Raw genomic sequence first — 20988 nt, 5'->3', positions numbered from 1 at the left:
TAAAAACACAAAAGCCCCGCCGATTCGCTCGGCGGGGCTTTTTTTATTGGCCCATTTCGACGCACACCTGCGTTGGCTTAAGCATCATTCCATCGTATGCAGACCGCTCCACCGAAACGCGGGGCGTCCATGTGTCAGTGGCATCAAGCGAACTGGCGGGCCCTCACTAACCCCGATTCCGGGTAGAATGGTGAGGCTGAACCCTGTATTGCCGAGGAAATGCTGATGTATGACTCTTTCGTACTGACAGTTGTAGGCCCGGATCGCCGGGGCCTGGTTGAATCGCTTTCGGAAACCATTGCCGCCGAGCATGGCAACTGGGTGGAGAGCCGAATGGCGACGGTTGGCGGCCAGTTCGCTGGGCTCGTCTGGCTGACCGTGCCGACGGAGCACGCCGCCTCGCTGGAAAAGGCGTTGCAGGGGCTTGCGAACGATCGGCTGCATATCGTCGTTCAGCGGGCCGAGCGTTCGACGCCGCAGCCCGCTCGCACGCTCAGGCTGGAATTCGTAGGCCACGACCGCCCGGGCATCGTCCGCGACCTCGCCCGCGAGCTTAGCCGACGAAACATCAACGTCGAAGAACTCACCAGCGATTCATACAGCGCTCCGATGACCGGCGAGCTGCTGTTCAAAGCCAACGTGGAGCTTGGCGTTCCCGACGACGCGAACATGAACGAACTGTATCAGGCACTCGAAGAACTTCGCGAGCACCTCCACCTCGACCTGACCTATGACGAGCCACAGTCGGCCACCTGATCGTTCGCGGATGGTCACATATGCAAGTCGCCGCCTTTGACGCGTGAGCCGGCGGCACGTCGCTTGATCGTGTCCCCGGTCGATGTTGCGTATAGGATTGTGGCTATGTCGGCCGAAGCGCATCACGACAAGGCGACACAGTTGCGGTTCAACGACCGGATGCTGGCGGAAGCGGTGCAGGCGTATGAGGCCTCGGCTGGCCCGTTGCTCGGCGCGCCCTCCGCGGAAGCGGCGGCACGCGAGGCGGGCGGCGGGCTGGAGCAACGTGTCGTAAAACGTGCGGCTGCGCTGCCGGTGGCGAAGCCGTTGCGCAATGCGCTGGCACGGATGCGACAGGTTGGCGGGTGGGCGGTGACGGTGGCGATCGTCGTGTGGGCGCTGCTGGGGGCCGGGGCGGCGCGAGGGGCGTTGGAGATCGGCCCCGCCGGTCAGGCCGGGGAAGCGGTGAATGTGTTTGGTGTACTGGCAGTGCTGCTGGGGTTGCAGACGTTGCTGTTGCTGGTGTGGGTGTTGGCGATGCTGGTCTGGCCTGGCGGCGCGGGGCAGGGCTCGCTGGGGGCGAAAGTGGTTGCGGCGGGTCAGTGGGTGACGGGGCGATTGCATCAAGGCGATGAAGCGATGGCGGCGATCGACGCGACGGGCACAGCCGTGACGCGCAGTCGCCTGGGTGTGTGGCTGTTCGGCGGGATCAGCCACGCGATGTGGCTTTCGTTCAACGTGGGCTGTCTGTTGATGTTGGCCGGCATGCTGAGCGTGCGAGCGTACGTGTTCGCGTGGGAGACGACAATCCTCACGCCCGAGGCGTACGTCTGGATGACGGGTGTACTCGGCGCGGCTCCGACATGGTTGGGCTTAACCGTGCCCACGGCCGAGCAGGTACTCGCAACGCAGGCCAGCGACGCCGCGACGCTCGACCGCGATGCGCTCGTCGCAGCACGCGACGCATGGGCGGGCCTGCTGCTTGGTGCGGTGCTTGCGTACGGGCTCGCTCCGCGGCTGCTGCTGCTGCTCATGTGCGGCCTGTTCGCGTGGCGTGCACAGCGACGCTATCGCCTGGATATGGATGAGCCTTATTATCAGCGACTGCGCGATCGGCTGATGCCAAGCGTGCAGGCGTTGGGTGTGATTGACCCGGCCGAAGCGGATAGCGAGCCAGCGACGGCAGCGGACGCATTGCCCGCGCATGAGCCGACGACGCGCGCGGTCGGGCCGCCGGCGATTGTTGCGGTGGAGGTGCGGTCAAATGAGGGGCCCTGGCCACCGACGGTAGACGGCGTGGCGTGGCGGGACCTCGGCTTTGTCGATGATCGCACGACGCGGCAGCAGGTGATTGATGAGCTGACGCAAAGCGATACCGAGCCGACGGCGCTGGTGATCGTGTGCGAACTCGCCGCGACACCCGACCGGGGCACGCAACGCTACCTGCAAGCGCTGCGACAAGCGGTCACACGCTCGCCCGTGCTGCTGTTGACCGGTGGGCAGGCGGTGCGTGACCGCGGCGGCGCGGAGATGGTCGAACGCCGACTCATGCAATGGCGCGAGCTGGCCCGGCAGATCGGTATGGACGATCAGCACGTGCTCGACCTCGACCTCGATCATGCGACAGACACGAGCCTGCATCGGCTTGCCGCCCTGCTGCCGGATGTTGAAGCGACCGCCTCGCCGCACGCGCCCGCCGCTCGGCAACTCGAGGCGGCATTCGACGTGATTGTGACGCATTGCAACCAATGGTCCGCGCCGCCGGATGCGTCGGCTCGTATGAAGTTGCATCACGACATCGCCGCGACATATCGCAAAAACAGCGACCCGCGCACGTGGCGTAAACTGCTCGACCTGCCGAGCGACCTGCGTGAGCAATCGCCCGCTGACTGGCAGACGAAGGTGCGCGACAGCGCTGAGCGGGCGGTATCGCTATTGCCGCCAAGCCTGCGATTGCGCCCACGTTGGCTCGCAGCGGGTGCGGCGTCGGGGGCGTTAGGCTGCGTGGCGGCGGCGACGTTGCTTTCACCGTTCGTGATTGCGGCCTTGCCGAGTTGGTCGTTGATCGGCGCGGCGATCGCAGGCGCAATGCAGCCGCGAGCTTCCGACAAAAGCCGCCACGCCACCGACGCCGATAATATGCTGCAAAGTGAGGATTTCACCGAAGCCGTCGATGCCGCGGCCATGTTCGCCATGCTGCTTGAGTTGCAAGGCCGAGGCGAAGCGACCATCTCGCGCGTGCTTGATCGTGTGCTTGCCGATGTAGACGACGCGCGTCGCCTTGCCTCGGCTGACGACGTGCGAAGCTGGCTTGAGACGCTGCGTCATCGCTTTGACATGGCCCTCGCCGCGGAGGTACGGCCATGAGCCCCAACTTCCCTGCCGCCGCGCCACTCAAAGTTGCCGTCGTCGGCCACACCAACACGGGCAAAACCTCGCTTCTGCGCACGCTCACCCGCGACACCACGTTCGGCGAGGTCTCCGACAGCCCCGCCACCACGCGTGACGTTCGCGGGGCGGCCCTCACCGTCGAAGGCCAACCGATCGCCGAGCTTTATGACACGCCAGGACTGGAAGACCCGATCGCACTGCTCGAACGCCTCGAACAACTGCGCGGCGGCGAGCGCGCGATCGGCCACGATCTCGTGCAACGCTTCCTCGCCCACGACGATGCCCGTCGTGTGTTCGCGCAGGAAGCCAAAGCCATCCGCCAGGTCATGGCCAGCGACGTCGCGCTCTACGTGATCGACGCCCGCGAGTCTGTGCTGGGCAAGTACCGCGACGAGGTGGCCATCCTCACCTACTGCGCCCGGCCGATCGTGCCGGTGCTCAATTTCATCGCCTCGCCAACCGCCCGCGCCACCGAGTGGCGTGATGAGCTTGCCAGGCTCAACCTGCACGCCGTGGCCGAGTTCGACACGCTTGAGCTTGGTGAGATGAGTGAGCAGCGTCTCTTTGAGAAGATGCGTACCTTGCTCGACAGTCATCGCGAGCAGATCGACGCGATCATCGCCGACCGTCATCGGATGCGCGATGCACTGATCGCCAATGCTGCGAACACGATCGCCGAGTTGCTCATCGACGCGGCCGCGTATGTTGTCCGCACGCCTGTTGATGATGAAGCGAAACTCGCCGCGGCGATCGACACGCTTCAGCAACGCATCCGCGAGCGCGAGCAGCGCACCGTCGATCAGTTGCTCGAAGACTTCCGCTTTCGAAGCGACGACTACCTGCCCACGGATCTGCCGTTCAAGGATGGGCAATGGCAGTTTGACTTGTTCAACCCGGAAACGCAGCGGCGCTTCGGCGTACGCACCGGCGGCGGCGCTGCGACCGGCGCGGCTGTGGGCCTCATCGCCGACATCGCCTCCGCCGGCCTCACGCTCGGCACGGGCACGGTGCTCGGGGCTGCCATCGGCGGCATCGTCGGCTCAGGCGCCGCCGAGGGCCGACGCCTGCTCAACCGCATCCGTGGCTACCGCGAACTCTGCTGCGACGACGCCACGCTCATCACCCTCACCCTGCGCCAACTTAACCTCGTCCGCACCCTGCTCCGTCGCGGCCACGCCAGTCTCACGCCCGTTCGACTCGATACATACGACGCTCGTCCCGGCAAGCCCGCCGCTCCGCCACGACTGCCCAGCCCACTTCGCCGAGCCCGTGCTCAGCCGAATTGGTCCCATATCGGCAGTTCAAAGCATGCCAGGCCTGGCGGCACGGACCGCCGCCGCGCTGCCGTGAGTGAATTGAGTCAACTGCTCAGTGAGAAGCTGCGCATTCCCGCTGATCGTCCGATCAACCTTTTATGAATCTTGCTCGCAACAGAATTTCATTGACAGGCAAGCTGCCATCGCTACGATCAAATCAATTGGTCCAGCCCCAAGCAATTGGGGACTTTGGATGATCGGGGCAATATGTGTCAAATTTCCAGGGGGTGTCAATGTCGACGCGGCCGTATTTCTGTCCGCTGGATGACGTGATGGATCGCAAGCAGTCCGCTTTCACGCTCGTCGAGGTTCTTGTGCTGATTGCAGCGGTTGCTTTGCTGCTGGCGATGATTCTGCCCACGCTTGCAAACCTTCGACAGAACATGCACAGCACCGCCTGTGCCGCCAATCTTCGGCAGGTCACTCTCGCCGGCCTCACCTTCCTCGGCGATCACAACAACCACGTCCAGCCCGCCTCCGCTCATCACTGGGCACAGGCCTACGACACCAGCCAGCGCCGCTGGAGCTACGACCGCGACGGCCAACTCAACGACTGGGCCAGCGCCCTCCTGCCCTACCTCGGCGAAATCGCCGGCGAAACCTTCCGCTCCAGCCCGAGTCAGGCTCGCCCCGATTTCTACTGCCCACGCGATGCCACCCTTCAGCAAGCCAACCCGGGCCACGCCTTGCTGCATGGCGAATCGTTCGGCCGACCGCTCAGCCGCGTTTCCTTCGGTGTCAACTACGACCTCGCAGGCCTGCTTCGCAACCCCGACAACCCCGACGCTGGCGGCGCGTTCGAGTACCCGCCCCTCTCCACCACGATCCGCGTCCACGGCAACGAGCACCAGACGCCCCTGGAAACCAACCTCGTCGGCGTCAGCCGCCCCGCCCTGACCATGCTCTACGCCGAGGCCGGCACAGCCAAAAGCCAGTCCGCCGACGCTCTCCCCCCTCTACGACGCAATAATGCCCTCTATTACACCACCGCCACTGGCGGCACCCCCGCCCGCGGCAGCCTCGCCGACGTCGACAACCATCCCAGTCGCATCGGCGATCGCATCCCCCTCGACCGCCATCGCCAGTCGATCAATATCGCTTTCGTCGACGGCCGAGTCGAAACGGTCGCCCGCACCGACTTCGACCGCGTCCGTATCAGCCCGCACGATCCCTGAGCCCACGCCAGCCTGATTTGCCACCGGTTTGCCCACAACGATCGATATGCTTATACTTACCCGCCGATCCCCTGATAAAGGGTCTCGCGGGGCTGTAGCTCAGTTGGGAGAGCGCTTGCATGGCATGCAAGAGGTCGAGAGTTCGAATCTCTTCAGCTCCATTTTCATAAAACCGTAAACCACTTAAACAAGTGTTTTACGGTTTTTATTTGCGCAGAACCCCACTCCCGGACCGCAACCGACACCCCACGGGCACACCCCACCATGTTCAGGGGCGAGTGGGAACATCATCACATCGCTTCGCATTGGCAGTTCAGCAGGCGGTCGACCAGACGGGTGAGCTTCTGCCAGCCCTGCGCCAACGATGCCACTTCGATGTATTCCTCGCGGCTGTGATAGCCCGCCCCGCGCACGATGCCGGTGCACAGCGACGGAACGCCCTGGTGGATAAACCAGTTGGCGTTGGTGCTCAGGGGGCGCTCCGTCAGCGGCAAGTCAAGTTCGCGGTGTGTTTCCTGCAAGGCGGCCAGCAGTGCATGCGTCTCAGGCAGCGCGCCTGCGGGACGGAAGCCGACCGGCTCGACCCGAACACTGTAAGCCGACGCAGGGGCGGCCGTGTGAAGCGATCGCAGCACCGCCTCCTTCGCCTCCGCCAACAGTGCCGGGTCGATGCTGCGTAAGTCCAGCGACACCTCCGCCGTCGCAGCGAGCGTGGTAATGCGGTCGCCCCCGCGCAGGATGCCGACGTTGTAGCTCAGCCGATTCCGTGACCACGGTGCAACCTTTTCAAGGTCGGCGATCCATCGGCAAGCAGCGTGGATCGCGGTGGGATCGCCGAAGTCGTTCCAGCTATGGCCGCCTCGACAGCCGATCGTCACCTGCATGCGATCGCTGCCGACGCACACCCGGCTGACCTCCTCCAGGCCGAGGTCCAACACAAGTGCCGCCGTCGGCCGATCGCGCCAGACTTGCGACAAATGCTTGACGCCCCGCAGATCGCCTTGGCCCTCTTCGCCAACGGAGAAGCTCAGAAGGACAGGTCTCGGCAGCGCGACCAGGCCGCTCCCCACTTGCGCTGCCCAGCACATCAACAAGGCACACGCCGCGGTGTTGTCCATGATGCCCGGGGCGCACCAGCGAGTCGCGGTCTTGGTCAGCGGCGGCCGTTCGTCGTCAAAGACCGTGTCCGTGTGCGCGTCGATCAGCAACGGCCGACCTTCCTCAGGCCCGAGTCTGACGGTCACGTTGTGGACCTCATCGATCTCAACGTTGCCAACGCCTTGCTCGCGTAGCCAGCGAGCGATCCAGGCCGCCCGGACCGCTTCCCCGCCCGTCGGCGCGCCGACCTGCACGATTGCTGCGAGCAGTTCACGCGCCTGGGCGATCACGTCGGCAGCGGTGGAAGGAAGGTCGGTCATCTCGCTTCCGTATCAAGTCAGTCCGTCGCGGGCGGTTCGGCCAGCGCTACGGTCGGCACCTGTTCGAACTCGTCGGGCGACAGCGCAGCGCCATGGTCCGTAAAGTCAACCGTCACCGTCTGCCCTGTTTCCGAGCTCTGGTACGCTGCGTCGGTGAGTCGCTGTACGAACGACGCTTGCCGCAACGGCTTGGGCGAACCGTCGTTCCGCTGGATGGCCAGCGCGAAGGCATCCAGCGTTCCCTGGTGCGGCATGAAGCCATCCTCTTCGCCCGACCAGATCACGTCCGAGGTCACGCCCTGGTTGCCGGGGTCGCGGCGATAGAAAACGACCTGCTTCTCATTACCCGGCGTCATCTCAAGAACCAACGTGCCGTTCTCGCCGATGATCTCCCACGCCTTGCTTGGCGGCGTCGCGAGCAGCTCGGCCCGCTCGAACGAGATCACCACTTCGTCCGCACAACGGACGAACATCAGCAGGTGTGTTTCCGCGTCCGAGCTTGGGTCGGCATAGTCGGCAAACGGTCCGCCGATCGGCCACATCTGCGCCATCACGGTCTGTGGCGTCACGCTCCAGTTCAGCACCGACAGCATGTAGTGCAGGTCGTAGCAGCCCCAGTTCGCCATGATCCCGCCGCCATTGAGATCCCGCCGAAGTCGCCACACCGGTGGTTGAGCCGGCGGTGGTTTCATAGGCGATGTCACGCCACGCACCCGAACCAGCCGCAGCTTGCCCAGCGCACCGCTGGCGACATGCCGCGCGGCGGCTCGCGCCGAAGGCGTAAACTCATAGCGGTTCTGGCAGCACATGACGACCTGCCCGTTCTGCGCCGCCATGATCTGCTGTACCTCGTCATCGTTCAGCGCGGCCGGCTTCTCGATCAGCACATGCTTGCCCGCTTGAAGGGCCGCCAACGCCAACCGCCTTCGCAGGTTCGCCGGCAGCGCCAGGACGACACCATCGACATCAGGGTCGGCAAAGAGCTTCTGCGCATCGCCGTAGACCTTCGCAACGCCATGCTTATCAGCCAGTGCCTGCGCCGATGCTTCGTTTACGTCGGCAACGGCGACCGCGTCGGCGTAAGCAGACTGTACAGAGGAACGAACGTGGAATGAACCGATGACGCCGCAGCCGACGACGCCGATACGAGACTTATTCATGAGAATCACTCCGGGTAATACGGGGGGCGCTTACCCGGTTAAGGATAACCGATTGCAGGTAGAGGGTGGCTCCCCACATGTCGACCATGGCCGACAACGGCAGCGTTACCAACGCACCTCAAGCATGCGGAAATCGCGTGGCAGCAGGTCGATTTCGAAATTTTGCAGATCCTGGCCGAACTGCTCTTTCGAGAAAACGTCATGAACTGTGGGCTCGCCTGTCGACTGCGTCGGCGGATCGATGCTCACTTGCGCGCGTTGCATTTCGCCGCTCCAGTTAAAGAGGATCAGCAGCGCGTGCTCATCGTCGTAATGCATGATGAACCGAACGTCCGACTGCTCGACATGAACCAGCGCATCGTCTTCCCAGTAATAGCTGACCTGCATCTCGTCCAGCGGGTAGGTGGCCCGTTTCGTGAGGATGTGGCTGATCAGGTCGCCGTGATAGGTCAACGGCCTGTACGCATCGAGGTGCGAGTCATGAATGAGCATCAGGCCCACCATGTCGCGTGCGGAAGCGACGGCGGGTGAGGTGATGGGCATACTGCGAAGCTGCGCGCGGGTCAGTTGTGGCAGGAAGTCGCCGGTGAAGCCGAAGGGCTTGCCCATATGTTGCACCTGCATCACGGCCTCATCGAGAAACTCGCTGTAAAACTCCCGGCCGAGGATGCTGCGTTCGTGGTCGGGGATGGTGTACTTCTCGCCTTCCCAGAAGATCTCGGCGAAAGAGATCGCGGGAATGATCAGTTGATGCGAGGAATGCCACATCACCAGCGGTGCCGTGCCGTTGCCTTCCACGAAGGCGAAATAAAGCCGTTTTGCGGCATCGCGCATGCCAAACACGTTGCCCTGCCCCATCCATTCGCCGTCATAGTTGACGTAGCCGCAGCCGTGGTCGGGGTTGGCACAGTAGTAAAGCTGCTGGTCGAGGTAGATGGCCGCCTTGCCCGTTTGCTCCACGAGTTCCTTGAGCTTCCACGTGTAGTAGTCAGCGAAGGAGGAAGTCTCGTTGTAACAGAAGCGTTCGGGGTAAGTGCTCGGCCGCCACTCCTGACCGTACCACTCGCCCTCGGCGGTGTGGCGGTCAAGCGCAAGAACTTCTTCCACGCTTCGGCCGCCGGGATCGCCTGCCTCATGCCGTCGCAACGCTTCCTCGTGACGTTGCTGGGCGTCGCTGACCGATCCCTCGAACGTGCGCACCTGGTTCCACTGGTCTTTCCAGAAAAGCACCTCGCGATGGATCATGCCCGGATGATCCACCACACCATACGGCGTCTTGTAAAAGCGGTGCGGCCCGAAGTATTCGAGCGACGACGTCGTCAACAGCTCACGGCCCTGCGCCCGCACGGCCTCCACGTCCTCGCGTGCCTTCTCCGGATAGGTTTCATGGAACGGATAGTAATACCCATCACCCCAACGCCATCGCATCTCGACCGGCCCATCGAAGTCCGGCAACATCCAGCCCACGCGCGAACGGAAGTCGTCCCGCCGCGGACGCATCGGCGTCGCCTGCAACCCGAAGACCAGTTCCAACGGCTCGTCCAACGTAAACGACCGGTCTGCGAACTTCACCCGCAGCAAGCGCGCCCCATCGCGCTCCGGTTCAAGCACCTGGATTTCATCCTCGCCCGAGATCGGCCAGCCGTGCATCCCGTCGGCAAACCACGACAGCCCCGCCGTCTGATCGCCGAACCACAAAATCTCGCGGAACGCATCCAGCTGCCACGTTTCCTCCGGCACCCAACCCGAGTCGGAAATCGGCGGCGCCGCGGCTCCGCGTCGCTGCTCCTCGGGAATCGGCAACACGTGCCGCGAGCCGGTCATGTGAAACAACTGCGCCCGCTCGGCCGAAATCGGCAACTCCAGATGCAGGCTCTCCACCGTCGGCGAACCGTCGGCCGACAGCGCCACCTCCACCTTGCCCATCCCGTCAAACTCGTAACCAACCTTCACCTCGAGCGTGAACGGGCCGGACTGCGAAACCGCCGTCGCCTGCACCAGTCCCTCGTGCACCTTTTCAATCGTGACCTCGGCCTCGCGAAATTCATGTTCCTGTCCGTCCGAGCGCAGCACGAACCGCGGCTCGCCCGCCAGCAGTTCCAGAGCCTGGCTGGTCATCTGCACCGGCAAGACCGAATCGCTGTAGCGATACACCTTGCCCCAGCTTTCGATCGCCTGACCGTCCACGACCATCGGCGTCCACGGCGGCGGAGCGTAGTCCATCCGCACCACCGGTTGGCCGAACCACTCCTGGCTGGCTTCGCGCACTTCGCGCAGCTCCGCTTCCGTCCACTTGCGCTGATAAACCTGCTCAGCCTCGGCCGACGTGGCCTCGTCGGAGGCGTGCAGCGGCAACCCACCGCCCGCCGTCACCGTTACCGCCACCCCCCATGCCAGCATGCTCATCGATCGCCTGCGCATCTGCATCTGCTGTGTCCTTTCGCCGTGATCCATCATCAGCGGCCTTCGACGGCCGGGAATTTCACACTGTGGTAGTAGATGAATAGGTGTCCGTCCCGCACGAACAGCGCGACGCGGCCGTCGTCCTGTCCTTCGAGGTCCAAGGTCAACTCGGCCCGCTCCGGCTCGCCCGGTCCCACCGAGACAACGGTCTCCACGGTCTCGCGAGGCAGGCGGTCATGTGCGCCAAACAGTTGCATGCCGACGATCAGGTCTTGAACGTTCTCACCGCCGACGATCTCGATCTCAAGCTTCGCCGAGCCTTCATCGAACCGAAGGTGCATCGGCCGGACAGCCGGGGCCCCTTCCCGGAAACGGATATTGCCCAGGTTCGGCTCGACCTCGATATGCGACCACGTCGCGCCCGCATTGGGATTTTCAACATTCAGCCCCCACATGTCCGCCGGGCTCGGGGTGGGAAAGTCCAGGTCATCAAACGCCGCGGCAAGCTCGCCTTGCCAGCCTTGCCCGTCCGTCGATGCATACCAGTCCCACACCGCTTGCCATTGCTCGTCGCGCGTCGGCAGCACCTTCAGTTGCGTCTTATGGCCCGCCGGGTCGCCCACCAGTTGGGTCGCCCGCCGCGGGTCCTCACCACTGACGAACGGCGGCGAGAGCGTCATCACCATCGCTTCGCGTTCCCACATTGGCTGATCGCCCGCGTCGTCGCTCACCGACTCGCCAGCCGGTGTCACCAGCGCCAGATACACGCGCTCGTCGTCGTAGCCGATGTAACCCACCAACTCTTCCGTCACCACGCCGTCGCGGCCGATGTTGCTGAAGCCAATAAGCCGGGCCGCGTTCGCCCATTCCGCTTCGTCCACCTGCCCGTCGATCGACGGCGGCTGTCTCAGATACGGCACGGTGACCAGATTCCGCATGATCCGCGGTTCATTAAGAAACAACGTGATGTAGCGATCGCGCAACTCGCTCGCCTCCATCGGCGTGCCCGCTTCGGCCGCCACCGCCGCGAACGTCGTGCCCGGCTGACCATGCAGTTCCAGACGCGACAACGCCCCCGAGACCGCAGCGGTCTCCACTCGGCGGGCCGGAAAACCGTCCACCGTCATCGAAATACGTCCGCCCGACACCGCGACATGCACGTGATGCCACGGCACGCTTCGACGAATCAGTCCGCGCACCCCCGTGCCGCCGCCGCCTTCATACCAGTCGCCGTGGTCCCATGCGTATGTGGGGTAGGCCTGCACCGCCTGACCGTCGCGTTCCAGTTGCAGTTCGCTGCGGTTCGCCGGCTTGCGGAGCACGAACAAATCGTCGCCGATCTGAAACCGGGCGAGGGTCACCTCGTCACCCAGCACCGGATTCCAACTCACAGGATTGAACCAGAACTCCGCATGATGGTGATCCGACAGGCCTGGCGTTTCCCACGCGATCGAGCCGGCCTCAAGCAGCACGGCCTGCTCGCCTTCGATTCGGCCGTCCGCCATCCGCGCCCGCGCCCCCTCGGAAAGCTCTGCGTCCGCCGCCATCTCCAGCACCGACAGGTCCACCGCCGGCTCACGGGCCGCCGCCGGAACCACGCGAACCGTCACATCGTCAATCGAGACATCCATCGTCGTCATCGACGCCCGCTCGACCGCCCACCGCGACAGCGAACTGACGTCGGCAAAGAACGGCGTCGGCGGGGCTTCGCCCCGCTGGCCCGCATCATCACGGTCAAGATTCGTCACCCTTGCCCATGTCGTCTGCGTCTTCGGGTCGGCGGTGAGCACCACCTGGTACCAATCACCCGCCACCGGCCGATCGATGATGCGATGGCTCTGCTTCCGCTCACCACCCGGCTCCTCCGCCGAGCCGAGCAGGATCAAGCCGCTGGGCCCGAAGCGAAACCGCGTCGCAGCGCCGCCCGTACCGCGAAGCACGACGTTGTGCATCCCCACGTCGCCGTCCAGTTCGTTGAGCCGAAGTAAAAACGTGGACTTGACCGCATAGGTCGACTCCTCCGGAAACGACCGCCGCATGACCGGATGCGGATCGCTGCCGCTGTCGTCGTAATAGCGGACGACGCGCTCGTTCGCGCCGCGGCCCGAAGTGGACGAACCCTCGACGACGGTTACCCCACTGTTCTCGCCACTGCCACGCGACGACTGCCACCGCCCTTGGCCGTCGAGTTCCTCGTCGGCCGAGTAGGACTCAAAATCATCACTGAACAGGATGGTGTCATCCGTCACCTCGCCACTGACCGCCGTCGTGACGGCCAGAGTGAAAAGCATGACGATCCAGGTGCACCGGTACGCGTCTGACTGTCTCATTTTCGTGAAGGTCCGCTGGTATTAGAAGAGGTTCAGTTTCGCCTTGATCGGCAGCCGCCAGGCCACGCACGAAGCCGACAATCGCGCCCTGGCCACGATCGCGTGCTGCGCCGCTTCACTTCCTGACGCGCCACCACGAGTCAGAGGTCCAACCGAAAGCCGGATGATCCGTCGTCGCCCACGCCCAGCCTTCCGGGCCCTTGACCGATTCAACATGGCCATCGGTCATGAGGAAGTTCGCGTTATTGCCTTGGTGTCGCGTGTGCGGCACCCAGTTGCCGCCGGCGATGCGCCCGGCACCGTGCGGGAGGTTCACGTTGTCAGGGGCGGGAGAGACGAATGTTGTGACGGTACCGCCAAAAGCGCTGTCAACATGGCTGGCTGTGTTCGATGGTTTAGGAATGTCGTCGGGGCGTATGGACGAGAGGATGTTGTCAGGCCTGTTTGCCCCGCCTGCAAGCCAACCATACACGGTCAGTTCGTTCGCGCCATAGTGGACGTGGGCATGCTTGTCATGGCCGAGGCTGGCACGGCCATGCACAGCGGGATCCAGCCAAGGTGTCGCAGCACCCGCAAAGGAGGGGCAGATATAGAGTTCGAGGTCTGAAACATACCCATCGAACCAGAGCAGGGAGTTCCAGTTGCTGTTGCGCGAATCCCTGGCGCCTTCGGGACGGCCGAGGGCGCTCGTTCTTGCCCGGCCTTGGGGGAAAAAGTCATTGTGCTCCGCCTGGTACGCAGCCACAGCAATACCGATTTGCCGAAGATTGCTACCGCAACTGATGTTCCGCGCTGCTTCCCGTGCCGACGCGAGGGCCGGCAGCAGGATTGCAATAAGCAAAGCGATGATCGAAATAACCACTAGCAACTCAATGAGGGTGAAGCCTCGCGTTTGTCTTTTATGCACCGTGGCCACAAACATCATGCCAACTCCTGTCTAAAAGTGAAATGCACCTGGAACTGTTCAGGATTGAGATGCCCCTGCTGCCGCCGCCGTGGTCGCGCCTTGATACAGGTTGACGCCGATCGTCTTGTTCGCCGCGGTAAGCCGTCCGTCCGACTCGATGATCTCAAGCAGCGTCTGCACCGCCGTCACACCAAGGAACGGCTTGTCATACGCGACCGAGGTCAGCGCCAGCGAGCGTCGGCCGACCTTGTGCCCCAAGTGGTCAAACCCGACGATTGACACGTCGCCCGGCACGTCGCAGCCGAAACCTTCGAGAATCGGTACCGCGAGCTCGGCGTAGAAGTCGCCCATCAGGAAGCCGGTGCAGCCGCGGTCCAACGCACTGCGAAGGTAGGCCGACATCGCCTCCTCGTGTTGGCCTGCCTTGACGCCATGGGTGTAATACGGCTCGTCAACCGGCAGCCCATGCTGTTTCAACGTCTGCTGATACCCACGCAGGCGCTCGGCGGTGGGCCAATGGGCCTCGGAAAACCCGACGAACCCGATGCGCTGATGCCCCAGACCTTGCAGATGCTCAGCGGCGAGCACGCTGCCACGGAAGAAGTCGGCATTGACACTGCTGACGCCCTGCTCCGTCGCGCGATGACCGACAAACACACAGGGAACGTTCGCCGCATCAAGATGCTGGATATAGCCGGGGTCGGAGCCCCGCCCCACACCCATCAGAATCGCGCCATCGATCTGCCGACTGCGAAGGTGGCTCAGCAGAATCGCATCGTCATCAATATGGTCCGCAGCGGCGATGAGGCTCGGGCGGATCTGCCGCGCCGCGAACGCCGTGTTGGCCCCCTCAAGCACGGACACCACCGTTGCGGTAATCGCCCCGGCTCGTCCGCGCATCGGAACGTAGAGCACCACCACATCCAACGTCCGTGTCTGCGCCGAAGATGGTGAGGCGGACGACGAGGCGGACGATCGACTCGCTGACCGCGTCGCGGGCGTCGCCGACGTCGTCTTGCGTCGGCCGCGGGGCCGATACCCTACCTGACGGACAACTTCCTCAATCACGCGTCGCTTCTCTTCGCTGACGTATCCCGTGCCGTTGGTCACCAGCGAGACCGTACTGGGCGCCACGTCCGCCGCCCGCGCCACATCAAGTATGGTCGCCCGCCGCGGCGAGGCTTCCACGCCAGCCACTTCGTCACTCACAAGCACAGTCTGTTTTGATGAAACCGGCATATTTTGAAAGTCCAAGGTGATCGAAAACCTAAAAAGCATTAGAACCCCCCCGCCTTCAACCGTCAAGACTTTTTTCTAGGAAAAAATAACCTGAAAAATCGAAAGATTATGCGAAAAACACGATAAACACTGGGTAACCGGTGAATACTTAGTGGCGGAAATCTAAAAAAACGCTCTCGAAAACTAATTTTTATATTGCTATTTCGACACCTCTCCAGTAATTTCAAGGCTGCTCGCAAGGCAATAAGGTGGGCATGATGTACCAGCCCGCCGCCCGTTCTGGAGAAACCCAATTATGATTCGTCTTGGCATCATCGGATGTGGCGGCATGTCCCGCAGCCATGCAGCCTGCTACCACAATCTCGGACCGGACCGTGTTCGCGTCACCGCCACCGTCGATATCGACCCCGACTGCGCCCGCAGCGCCGCCGAGGCCTTCGGCGAAGGCACCCGCGCCGCCACCGATTACCGCGAAGTGCTCGACGATGTCGACGCCGTGCTGATCGTGCTCCCGCACCACCTGCACCATCCCGTCGGCATGGCCTGCCTCGAAGCGGGCAAACATGTGCTCATGGAAAAACCGCTGGCCAACAGCGAGCAGGAATGCCTCGATCTCGTCACCGCCGCCGACCGGGCTCAGCGCGTGCTGATGGTCGCCTACGTCATGCGCTATCACCCCCTGCTTCTGCGCCTCAAACAGTTGCTCGACGAACAAACCTTCGGGCAATGCTTTCACATGTCCGTCTGGACCGAACAGTTCACGCACTATCCACCCGGCCACTGGACGCGCAGTGCCAGCACGCTCGGCGGCGGTCAGCTGTTCAGCCACGGCTGCCACTACATCGACCTGCTCCTATGGCTCATGGGTACGCCCGTCGAAGGCAGCCACGTCGGCACGAACTTCGGCACGCCCTGGATGGAAAACGAGGGCACGAGCAACGTGTCGCTCAAGTTTGCCAATGGCGCCACCGCCTACCACTTCGGCACGTGGGGGGCCCGCGGCACACGCCTGGGCTACGCCATCCACGCCCACTGCACCGACGGCATGCTCGAGGTCGATTTCCGCCGCGGCCAGATCCTATACCACCGCTTCGCCAGCGAGATGAAAGGCTCCGGCTCCGTCGAGCCGCACATTGAAGAAGGCGAGCTGCGCGAGACGCAGTTCGGCAAGGAAGCCATCATCGCCGAGACCCCCGGCAAGCGGACCGGCAAGCACACCGACAAGGAACTGGCGCACTTCATCGAGTGCATCGAGACCGGTCGGCAGCCGGACACTGACGGCCAAAGCAGCCTCCATGGCCTGCGTGTCATCTGGCGGCTATATGAAGCCGAGCAAAAAGGTGTGATCGCCGACCTGCGCGATCTGGATCACGCCCCTGCCGTGCTGCCCGCCGCGTCGATACGATGACTGCCGATTGCAGGTGACGAACAGGAGTTCACGCAATGGCGCAACTTCGAGCCGGCGCTGCCGAGCTGGACATCACGCCCTGGCTGGGCATCGCTATCGCGGGGTATTTCATCCCCCGCAAAGCGGAGGACATCCACGATCCGCTCCGCGCTAAGGCGCTTGTGCTCGACGACGGCCGAACCCGGCTGGCAATGGTCGTGCTCGATCTGCTGGGCCTCGGCCGAGCGGACGTGCAGGCGATTCGCGCCCAGGTGGCCGAGGCGACCGACATCGCCGCAGACTGTGTCATGGTGACGTGCACGCACACGCACACGGGGCCCGCGGTGCGCCAGCCTGGTGAACCGGAGCGGGAAGATGCGTATGTGCAGTGGATGATCCGCCGCGCCGCGGACGCGGTCCGCATAGCGGAGCTTCGCCTTCAGCCGGCCCGACTCGCGACCGGCCGGGGTGAACTGCACGGCGTCTGCTTCTGCCGACGCTGGCGGATGCGCGACGGCAGCGTTCGCATGAACCCCGAGCCGGGCGATCCCGACATCGTTGAGCCCACCAGCCCGGTCGACCCGACCGTAGGCCTGCTCTACGTCGAAGACTCGGCCGGCCAGCCGCTCGCGGTGCTGGCGCAATACGGCCTGCACTTCGTCGGCACGGACAACGGCCGACACATTTCGGCCGACTACTTCGGCCACTTCGCCGACGCCATACGCCGCATCCTCGGCCCCGCCTGCCAACCGATGCTCATGAACGGCACGTCAGGCCAGGTCAACAACCTCAACCCGCTGAACCCGAACCGCCTGCGCGGACATCAACAGGGCAAGCGCGTCGCCGCAGCGCTGGCAGCCGAGGTCGTCCGCATCATCGCCACGATCACGCCCACCGCGGAAGCCACGCTCGCCTCGGCGACGGAACACATCGCCCTGCCGCGCAAGCGCGTAACGGCCGACGACGTCGAACTGGCAGAAAAGATCATCGCCCAGAGCGAGACCAACCCGATGGAAGGGCGTTTCAGTTATGTCGTCGGCCAGCCGATCCCGGCAAACCTTGTTGTGGAACGCTACGCCAAAGGATGCCGCAAACTTTATGAGCTTGATGGTCAACCGATCGAGGCCGAGGTGCAGGCCTTTCGCATCGGCGACAGCGGATGGGTCGCCCTGCCGGGTGAGATCTTTGTCGAGATCGGGCTCGCCATCAAAGACCAATCCCCGCTGTCGCAGACATTCGTCATCGGGCTGGCGAACGACTACCTCGGCTATATCCCCACGGACCACGCCCTCCAGCACGAAGGCGGCTATGAGACATGGGCCACGCCTCGCAACGCCGTGGGCGTCGGCGCAGAAACTATACTCTGCCGGGCGGCGGATCGCGTTCTGGCACAGGTGACAGCGCCGACTTCCGCCACCGCGTAACGCCCGTTCGCCGTGGTACACTTTCGCGCGTGCCACGATAAAGCCCACTACTGTTGCGACGAGACCCCATGGACGATCTTCGCCGACGCTTCAAGTCCTGCGGCAGCGATGTCGAAATCGCACCCGACGTCTACATCGAACACCCCGAATGCATCGAAGTCGGCGACCGCGTCAAGCTGATGAGAGGTATGCACTGGATCGGTCAGCCGAAGCATTGCCGTATCGGCTCGGACGTCACCTTCTATCCCAACGCATTCATCCAGGGCGACGCGGAGCGGTTCGTCATCGAAGATCACGTGACCTTCTACCCGGGCGTTTATATCTCGCTCGGCAAAGGGGAGGCCAGCTGCGTCGAAATCGGACACCACAGCCACTTCGCCCCCTTCGGCGTGCTCTACGGCTGGGGCGGCCTGCGACTGGGCGCCTACTGCAACATCGCCGCCAACGTCGTGTTTGCCACCGTGGGCCACGATCCGAAGCTGCAGGATAAGCCGATGGCCCTCGTGCCCGGCTGCATCGGGCCGATCACGCTTGAGCAGGACGTGTGGGTCGCTGCGAATTGCACGATCACCGCCGACACGCGCATCGCCCGCGGCTGCATCATCGCCGCCAACTCGGTCGTGACCCGTGACACTGAGCCCGACGGCATCTACATGGGCGCCCCCGCCCGCCGTAAACGCGACCGCTCGACGTAACCGGCCCCCTCGCGATCTCCACCAATAAAACAGCCCTGGTTGAAGCCAAGGCTGCTGTGGAATCAATTGAACTCAATGGCCACCGGGCTACGCCGTGGGCTCGGACCCCGGACCGCTCCATGATCAGTTGCGACGCCGACGCATGAACATCGTCAACCCCAGCCCCAGCAACGCGGCGCTGGCCGGCTCGGGAATGTATGTGTGGGCGACGTCCGAGATGCGGATTTCGTCAAACAGACCGCTGCCGATTGCGTGGCCGTTCGTGCCGTTCGAGTAGATGGCCCGGTCCCCCACGGTGAACGCGCCGGACCTGAAGGTCACGTCGCCGAAATTCCCGAGCGTGCTGCCTGCCAGTTGCTCGCCGTCGCGCCAGATCGCGATTTGAGCAGTATCGCCAAGGTTCTTAAAGGTGATCGCGATGTGATACCACTGATCAACCGTCCAGGCCAGCGAATCCGTTTCCAGCTCCTGCGAAATAGTGCCATTACCGAGCGAAAAATGGAGGGCGCCATCAGCGCCGCGCTGCAACTGAATGCCATTGTGGTGGCCGGCGTCGGCCTTGTTATCGACAAGGTAAGCGACGCCGGTCGACGCCGGCTTATGCCAGAACTCGACCGAAAGCTCACTCGCGGGCCCACCCATGAAGGCCGCATTTGTCATAAACACACTCGAACCAACGCCCGCCGGGCCAGTCCCCGCCCCCGTGCCGCTCTTATTCACGCGCAAGGCCCCGCCACCGAATCGGCCGGGGCTGGCGAACTGATCCACAGCCGGCGGGTTGTCCGTGTCACGCAAAACCGCATTGACGCCGTTGTCCGATTTGTCTGAAAGCCGTTCGGTATTCGTCTCGCCCTCAAAATTCCAGAACAAAACCGTGTTGGCCTCATTGCCGGAGTACCCGGCCATCCACTGGGTATTGACGGTCGAAGCCGAGGCGGGAAAAGCAGTCGCCCCGACGGCGAGTGACGCTGCACAAAGGAAACGAGCGAATTTCACTGATTTTTTCATCATGGACGTCCTCCATTCTTAGTCGACATTGATTTGTCAGCAGGCAGATTTGCAGGCCACACGAGCAGCAATTCTAAATGCCCTACTCCTGAATGTAAATGAATTTTTACTATAAATAATGAAATAAAAACACAAAATCGACGCCACAAGAAGTTAATTTCGATAAATACGCATGTGCCAGCGGTGGTGTCGGCGCGGCCAACGTTTTCGCGTATAAAAGGCGCTTGATTATGCCCGACGCCATCGAACAGCTTCAGCCAAGCGATTACGATCAACTCATCAATCACCTCGATGAGGCGTACGGCCGCGATCCTGCGACCTCGTTCCGCGACAGGTTGCCCGCAATCTCGACCACCCCTGGCGAACACGACACCCATTGCCGATACGTCATCCGACGCGACGGCCGAATCGCCGCATCGGTGGGCGTCTACTCATACGATGTGCACCTGGCCGGAGAGGTGTTGCGCATGGCGGGCATTGGCACGGTCGCCACATCGCCGATGTATCGCCAACAGGGGCTGATGAGTCAGCTCATGTCACACGTGGCGGACTTGCTGCCCCAGCAGGGCTACGACCTGGCATGGCTTGTGGGCCAGCGCCATCGCTATCGCCACTTCGGCTGGGAAGTGGCGGGCTGCGAGTATCACTACGAACTCACCCGGAAAAACGTCACGCCCGGCCTGGCCAGCCATCCCCCAGCTGACATTCAGCTGCAATCACTTGACTCGGCGGGCGGCTTGCCCGCCCCGTTGCTTGTGCTTCGCCGAACGCGACGATGCCGGGTCGAACGGCTCACGTCGCCGCCGGTGGACCGATATCGCACGTTGATCGCGATGGATCGCAATCGGCAGCCAGTCGGTTACCTGCTATTCAGCTCGGACGAGAGTGCGGTCGTTGAAGTTGTCGGACGCGAACCAGAAACCGAATATGACATGCTGCGCCTGGCCCTGGAAGCGTCAGGCCAGGACCGGATCAACATCCGCCTGCCGCCTTTCCTTTCGCCCGTTCATCACATGCTCGCACAAAACGTGGCGTATCCGATATTACGTTCGAGCGGGAACTGGCGAATTTACGATTGGCACAAAACGGTTCATGCATTGCTCAACGTTCGGCATCGCATGCAGCCGCTAATGCAAGGCCAAGTCGTGATCGAAGTGCCCGAAGCCGCGCGGCTGCGTCTTACGGCCGATGACACAGGTGCACGCACGGAACGCACCGACGCCCCTGCCGACTTCACCGCTGACCCGTTGACGATGACACGGCTGCTTTTCGGGCATCTACCTCCGATGCTGACAACAGCGCTCCCCCCTGCCGCGCGCGTGCTTGAGGCGTGGTGTCCGCTTCCGATCCACATGCCCCATATCGAACGCTGCTGACCTGCCGCCTTGAAGCAGGTAGAA

At 63.2% G+C, this 20988-nt stretch carries 15 protein-coding genes and 1 tRNA gene; 9 read left to right on the top strand and 7 right to left on the bottom strand.

What is annotated here, in order from left to right; translation table 11 throughout:
• The first annotated feature begins 225 nt into the window (after positions 1 to 225).
• The 5 genes from ACERK3_05655 (at position 226) to ACERK3_05635 (ending at position 5778) form a co-directional block, all read left to right on the top strand.
• Positions 226 to 756 (top strand): glycine cleavage system protein R, encoded by a 531-nt coding sequence (locus ACERK3_05655; protein MFA9477777.1) that lies wholly within the window; start codon positions 226 to 228, stop codon positions 754 to 756.
• Between the two features lie 105 nt (positions 757 to 861).
• Entirely contained in the window at positions 862 to 3102 is a 2241-nt protein-coding gene (locus ACERK3_05650) for a DUF2868 domain-containing protein (protein ID MFA9477776.1), read from the top strand.
• Positions 3099 to 4544 (top strand): GTPase/DUF3482 domain-containing protein, encoded by a 1446-nt coding sequence (locus ACERK3_05645; GenBank protein MFA9477775.1) that lies wholly within the window; start codon positions 3099 to 3101, stop codon positions 4542 to 4544. The genes ACERK3_05650 and ACERK3_05645 overlap by 4 nt, the downstream gene beginning before the upstream one ends.
• 131 nt (positions 4545 to 4675) lie before the next feature.
• Positions 4676 to 5617: a hypothetical protein gene (locus tag ACERK3_05640; GenBank protein ID MFA9477774.1), complete on the top strand. Its 942-nt coding sequence runs from the start codon at positions 4676 to 4678 to the stop codon at positions 5615 to 5617.
• A gap of 88 nt (positions 5618 to 5705) precedes the next feature.
• Positions 5706 to 5778, top strand: a tRNA-Ala gene (locus ACERK3_05635).
• A 129-nt stretch (positions 5779 to 5907) separates the two neighbouring features.
• Here ACERK3_05635 and ACERK3_05630 read toward each other — a convergent pair.
• The 6 genes from ACERK3_05630 to ACERK3_05605 form a co-directional block, all read right to left on the bottom strand.
• Positions 5908 to 7035 carry a M20/M25/M40 family metallo-hydrolase gene (locus ACERK3_05630; protein MFA9477773.1) on the bottom strand — a complete coding sequence of 376 codons (1128 nt, stop codon included), beginning with the start codon at positions 7033 to 7035 and terminating at the stop codon, positions 5908 to 5910.
• 17 nt (positions 7036 to 7052) lie between these two features.
• The gene (locus ACERK3_05625; GenBank protein MFA9477772.1) at positions 7053 to 8195 is read right to left on the bottom strand and encodes a Gfo/Idh/MocA family protein; all 1143 of its coding nucleotides are present in this window, start codon (positions 8193 to 8195) and stop codon (positions 7053 to 7055) included.
• Positions 8196 to 8300: 105 nt separating this feature from the next.
• Positions 8301 to 10652, bottom strand: a complete 2352-nt coding sequence (locus ACERK3_05620) for a glycoside hydrolase domain-containing protein (GenBank protein ID MFA9477771.1) — start codon at positions 10650 to 10652, stop codon at positions 8301 to 8303.
• Positions 10652 to 12889: a hypothetical protein gene (locus ACERK3_05615; GenBank protein MFA9477770.1), complete on the bottom strand. Its 2238-nt coding sequence runs from the start codon at positions 12887 to 12889 to the stop codon at positions 10652 to 10654. The genes ACERK3_05620 and ACERK3_05615 overlap by 1 nt, the downstream gene beginning before the upstream one ends.
• A 154-nt stretch (positions 12890 to 13043) precedes the next feature.
• The gene (locus ACERK3_05610; protein MFA9477769.1) at positions 13044 to 13853 is read right to left on the bottom strand and encodes a DUF1559 domain-containing protein; all 810 of its coding nucleotides are present in this window, start codon (positions 13851 to 13853) and stop codon (positions 13044 to 13046) included.
• Between the two features lie 39 nt (positions 13854 to 13892).
• Entirely contained in the window at positions 13893 to 15044 is a 1152-nt protein-coding gene (locus tag ACERK3_05605; protein MFA9477768.1) for a LacI family DNA-binding transcriptional regulator, read from the bottom strand.
• Between the two features lie 325 nt (positions 15045 to 15369).
• Between ACERK3_05605 and ACERK3_05600 the strand changes: the two genes are divergently transcribed.
• The 3 genes from ACERK3_05600 (at position 15370) to ACERK3_05590 (ending at position 18580) form a co-directional block, all read left to right on the top strand.
• Positions 15370 to 16482, top strand: a complete 1113-nt coding sequence (locus tag ACERK3_05600) for a Gfo/Idh/MocA family protein (protein MFA9477767.1) — start codon at positions 15370 to 15372, stop codon at positions 16480 to 16482.
• Positions 16483 to 16517: 35 nt separating this feature from the next.
• Positions 16518 to 17885: a neutral/alkaline non-lysosomal ceramidase N-terminal domain-containing protein gene (locus tag ACERK3_05595; protein ID MFA9477766.1), complete on the top strand. Its 1368-nt coding sequence runs from the start codon at positions 16518 to 16520 to the stop codon at positions 17883 to 17885.
• Between the two features lie 68 nt (positions 17886 to 17953).
• Positions 17954 to 18580 carry a hypothetical protein gene (locus ACERK3_05590; protein MFA9477765.1) on the top strand — a complete coding sequence of 209 codons (627 nt, stop codon included), beginning with the start codon at positions 17954 to 17956 and terminating at the stop codon, positions 18578 to 18580.
• A gap of 123 nt (positions 18581 to 18703) precedes the next feature.
• On the opposite strand, the gene ACERK3_05585 is transcribed toward ACERK3_05590, so the two are convergent.
• The gene (locus tag ACERK3_05585) at positions 18704 to 19591 is read right to left on the bottom strand and encodes a LamG-like jellyroll fold domain-containing protein (GenBank protein MFA9477764.1); all 888 of its coding nucleotides are present in this window, start codon (positions 19589 to 19591) and stop codon (positions 18704 to 18706) included.
• 227 nt (positions 19592 to 19818) lie between these two features.
• Here ACERK3_05585 and ACERK3_05580 point away from each other — a divergent pair, with 227 nt between their 5' ends.
• The gene (locus ACERK3_05580) at positions 19819 to 20964 is read left to right on the top strand and encodes a GNAT family N-acetyltransferase (GenBank protein MFA9477763.1); all 1146 of its coding nucleotides are present in this window, start codon (positions 19819 to 19821) and stop codon (positions 20962 to 20964) included.
• The last annotated feature ends 24 nt before the right edge of the window (positions 20965 to 20988 follow it).

This window comes from Phycisphaerales bacterium AB-hyl4 (assembly GCA_041821185.1).
Classification (GTDB): domain Bacteria; phylum Planctomycetota; class Phycisphaerae; order Phycisphaerales; family Phycisphaeraceae; genus Natronomicrosphaera; species Natronomicrosphaera hydrolytica.
The sequence above is the reverse complement of the archived record's forward strand: the minus strand, read 5'-3'. Positions and strand labels throughout refer to the sequence as shown.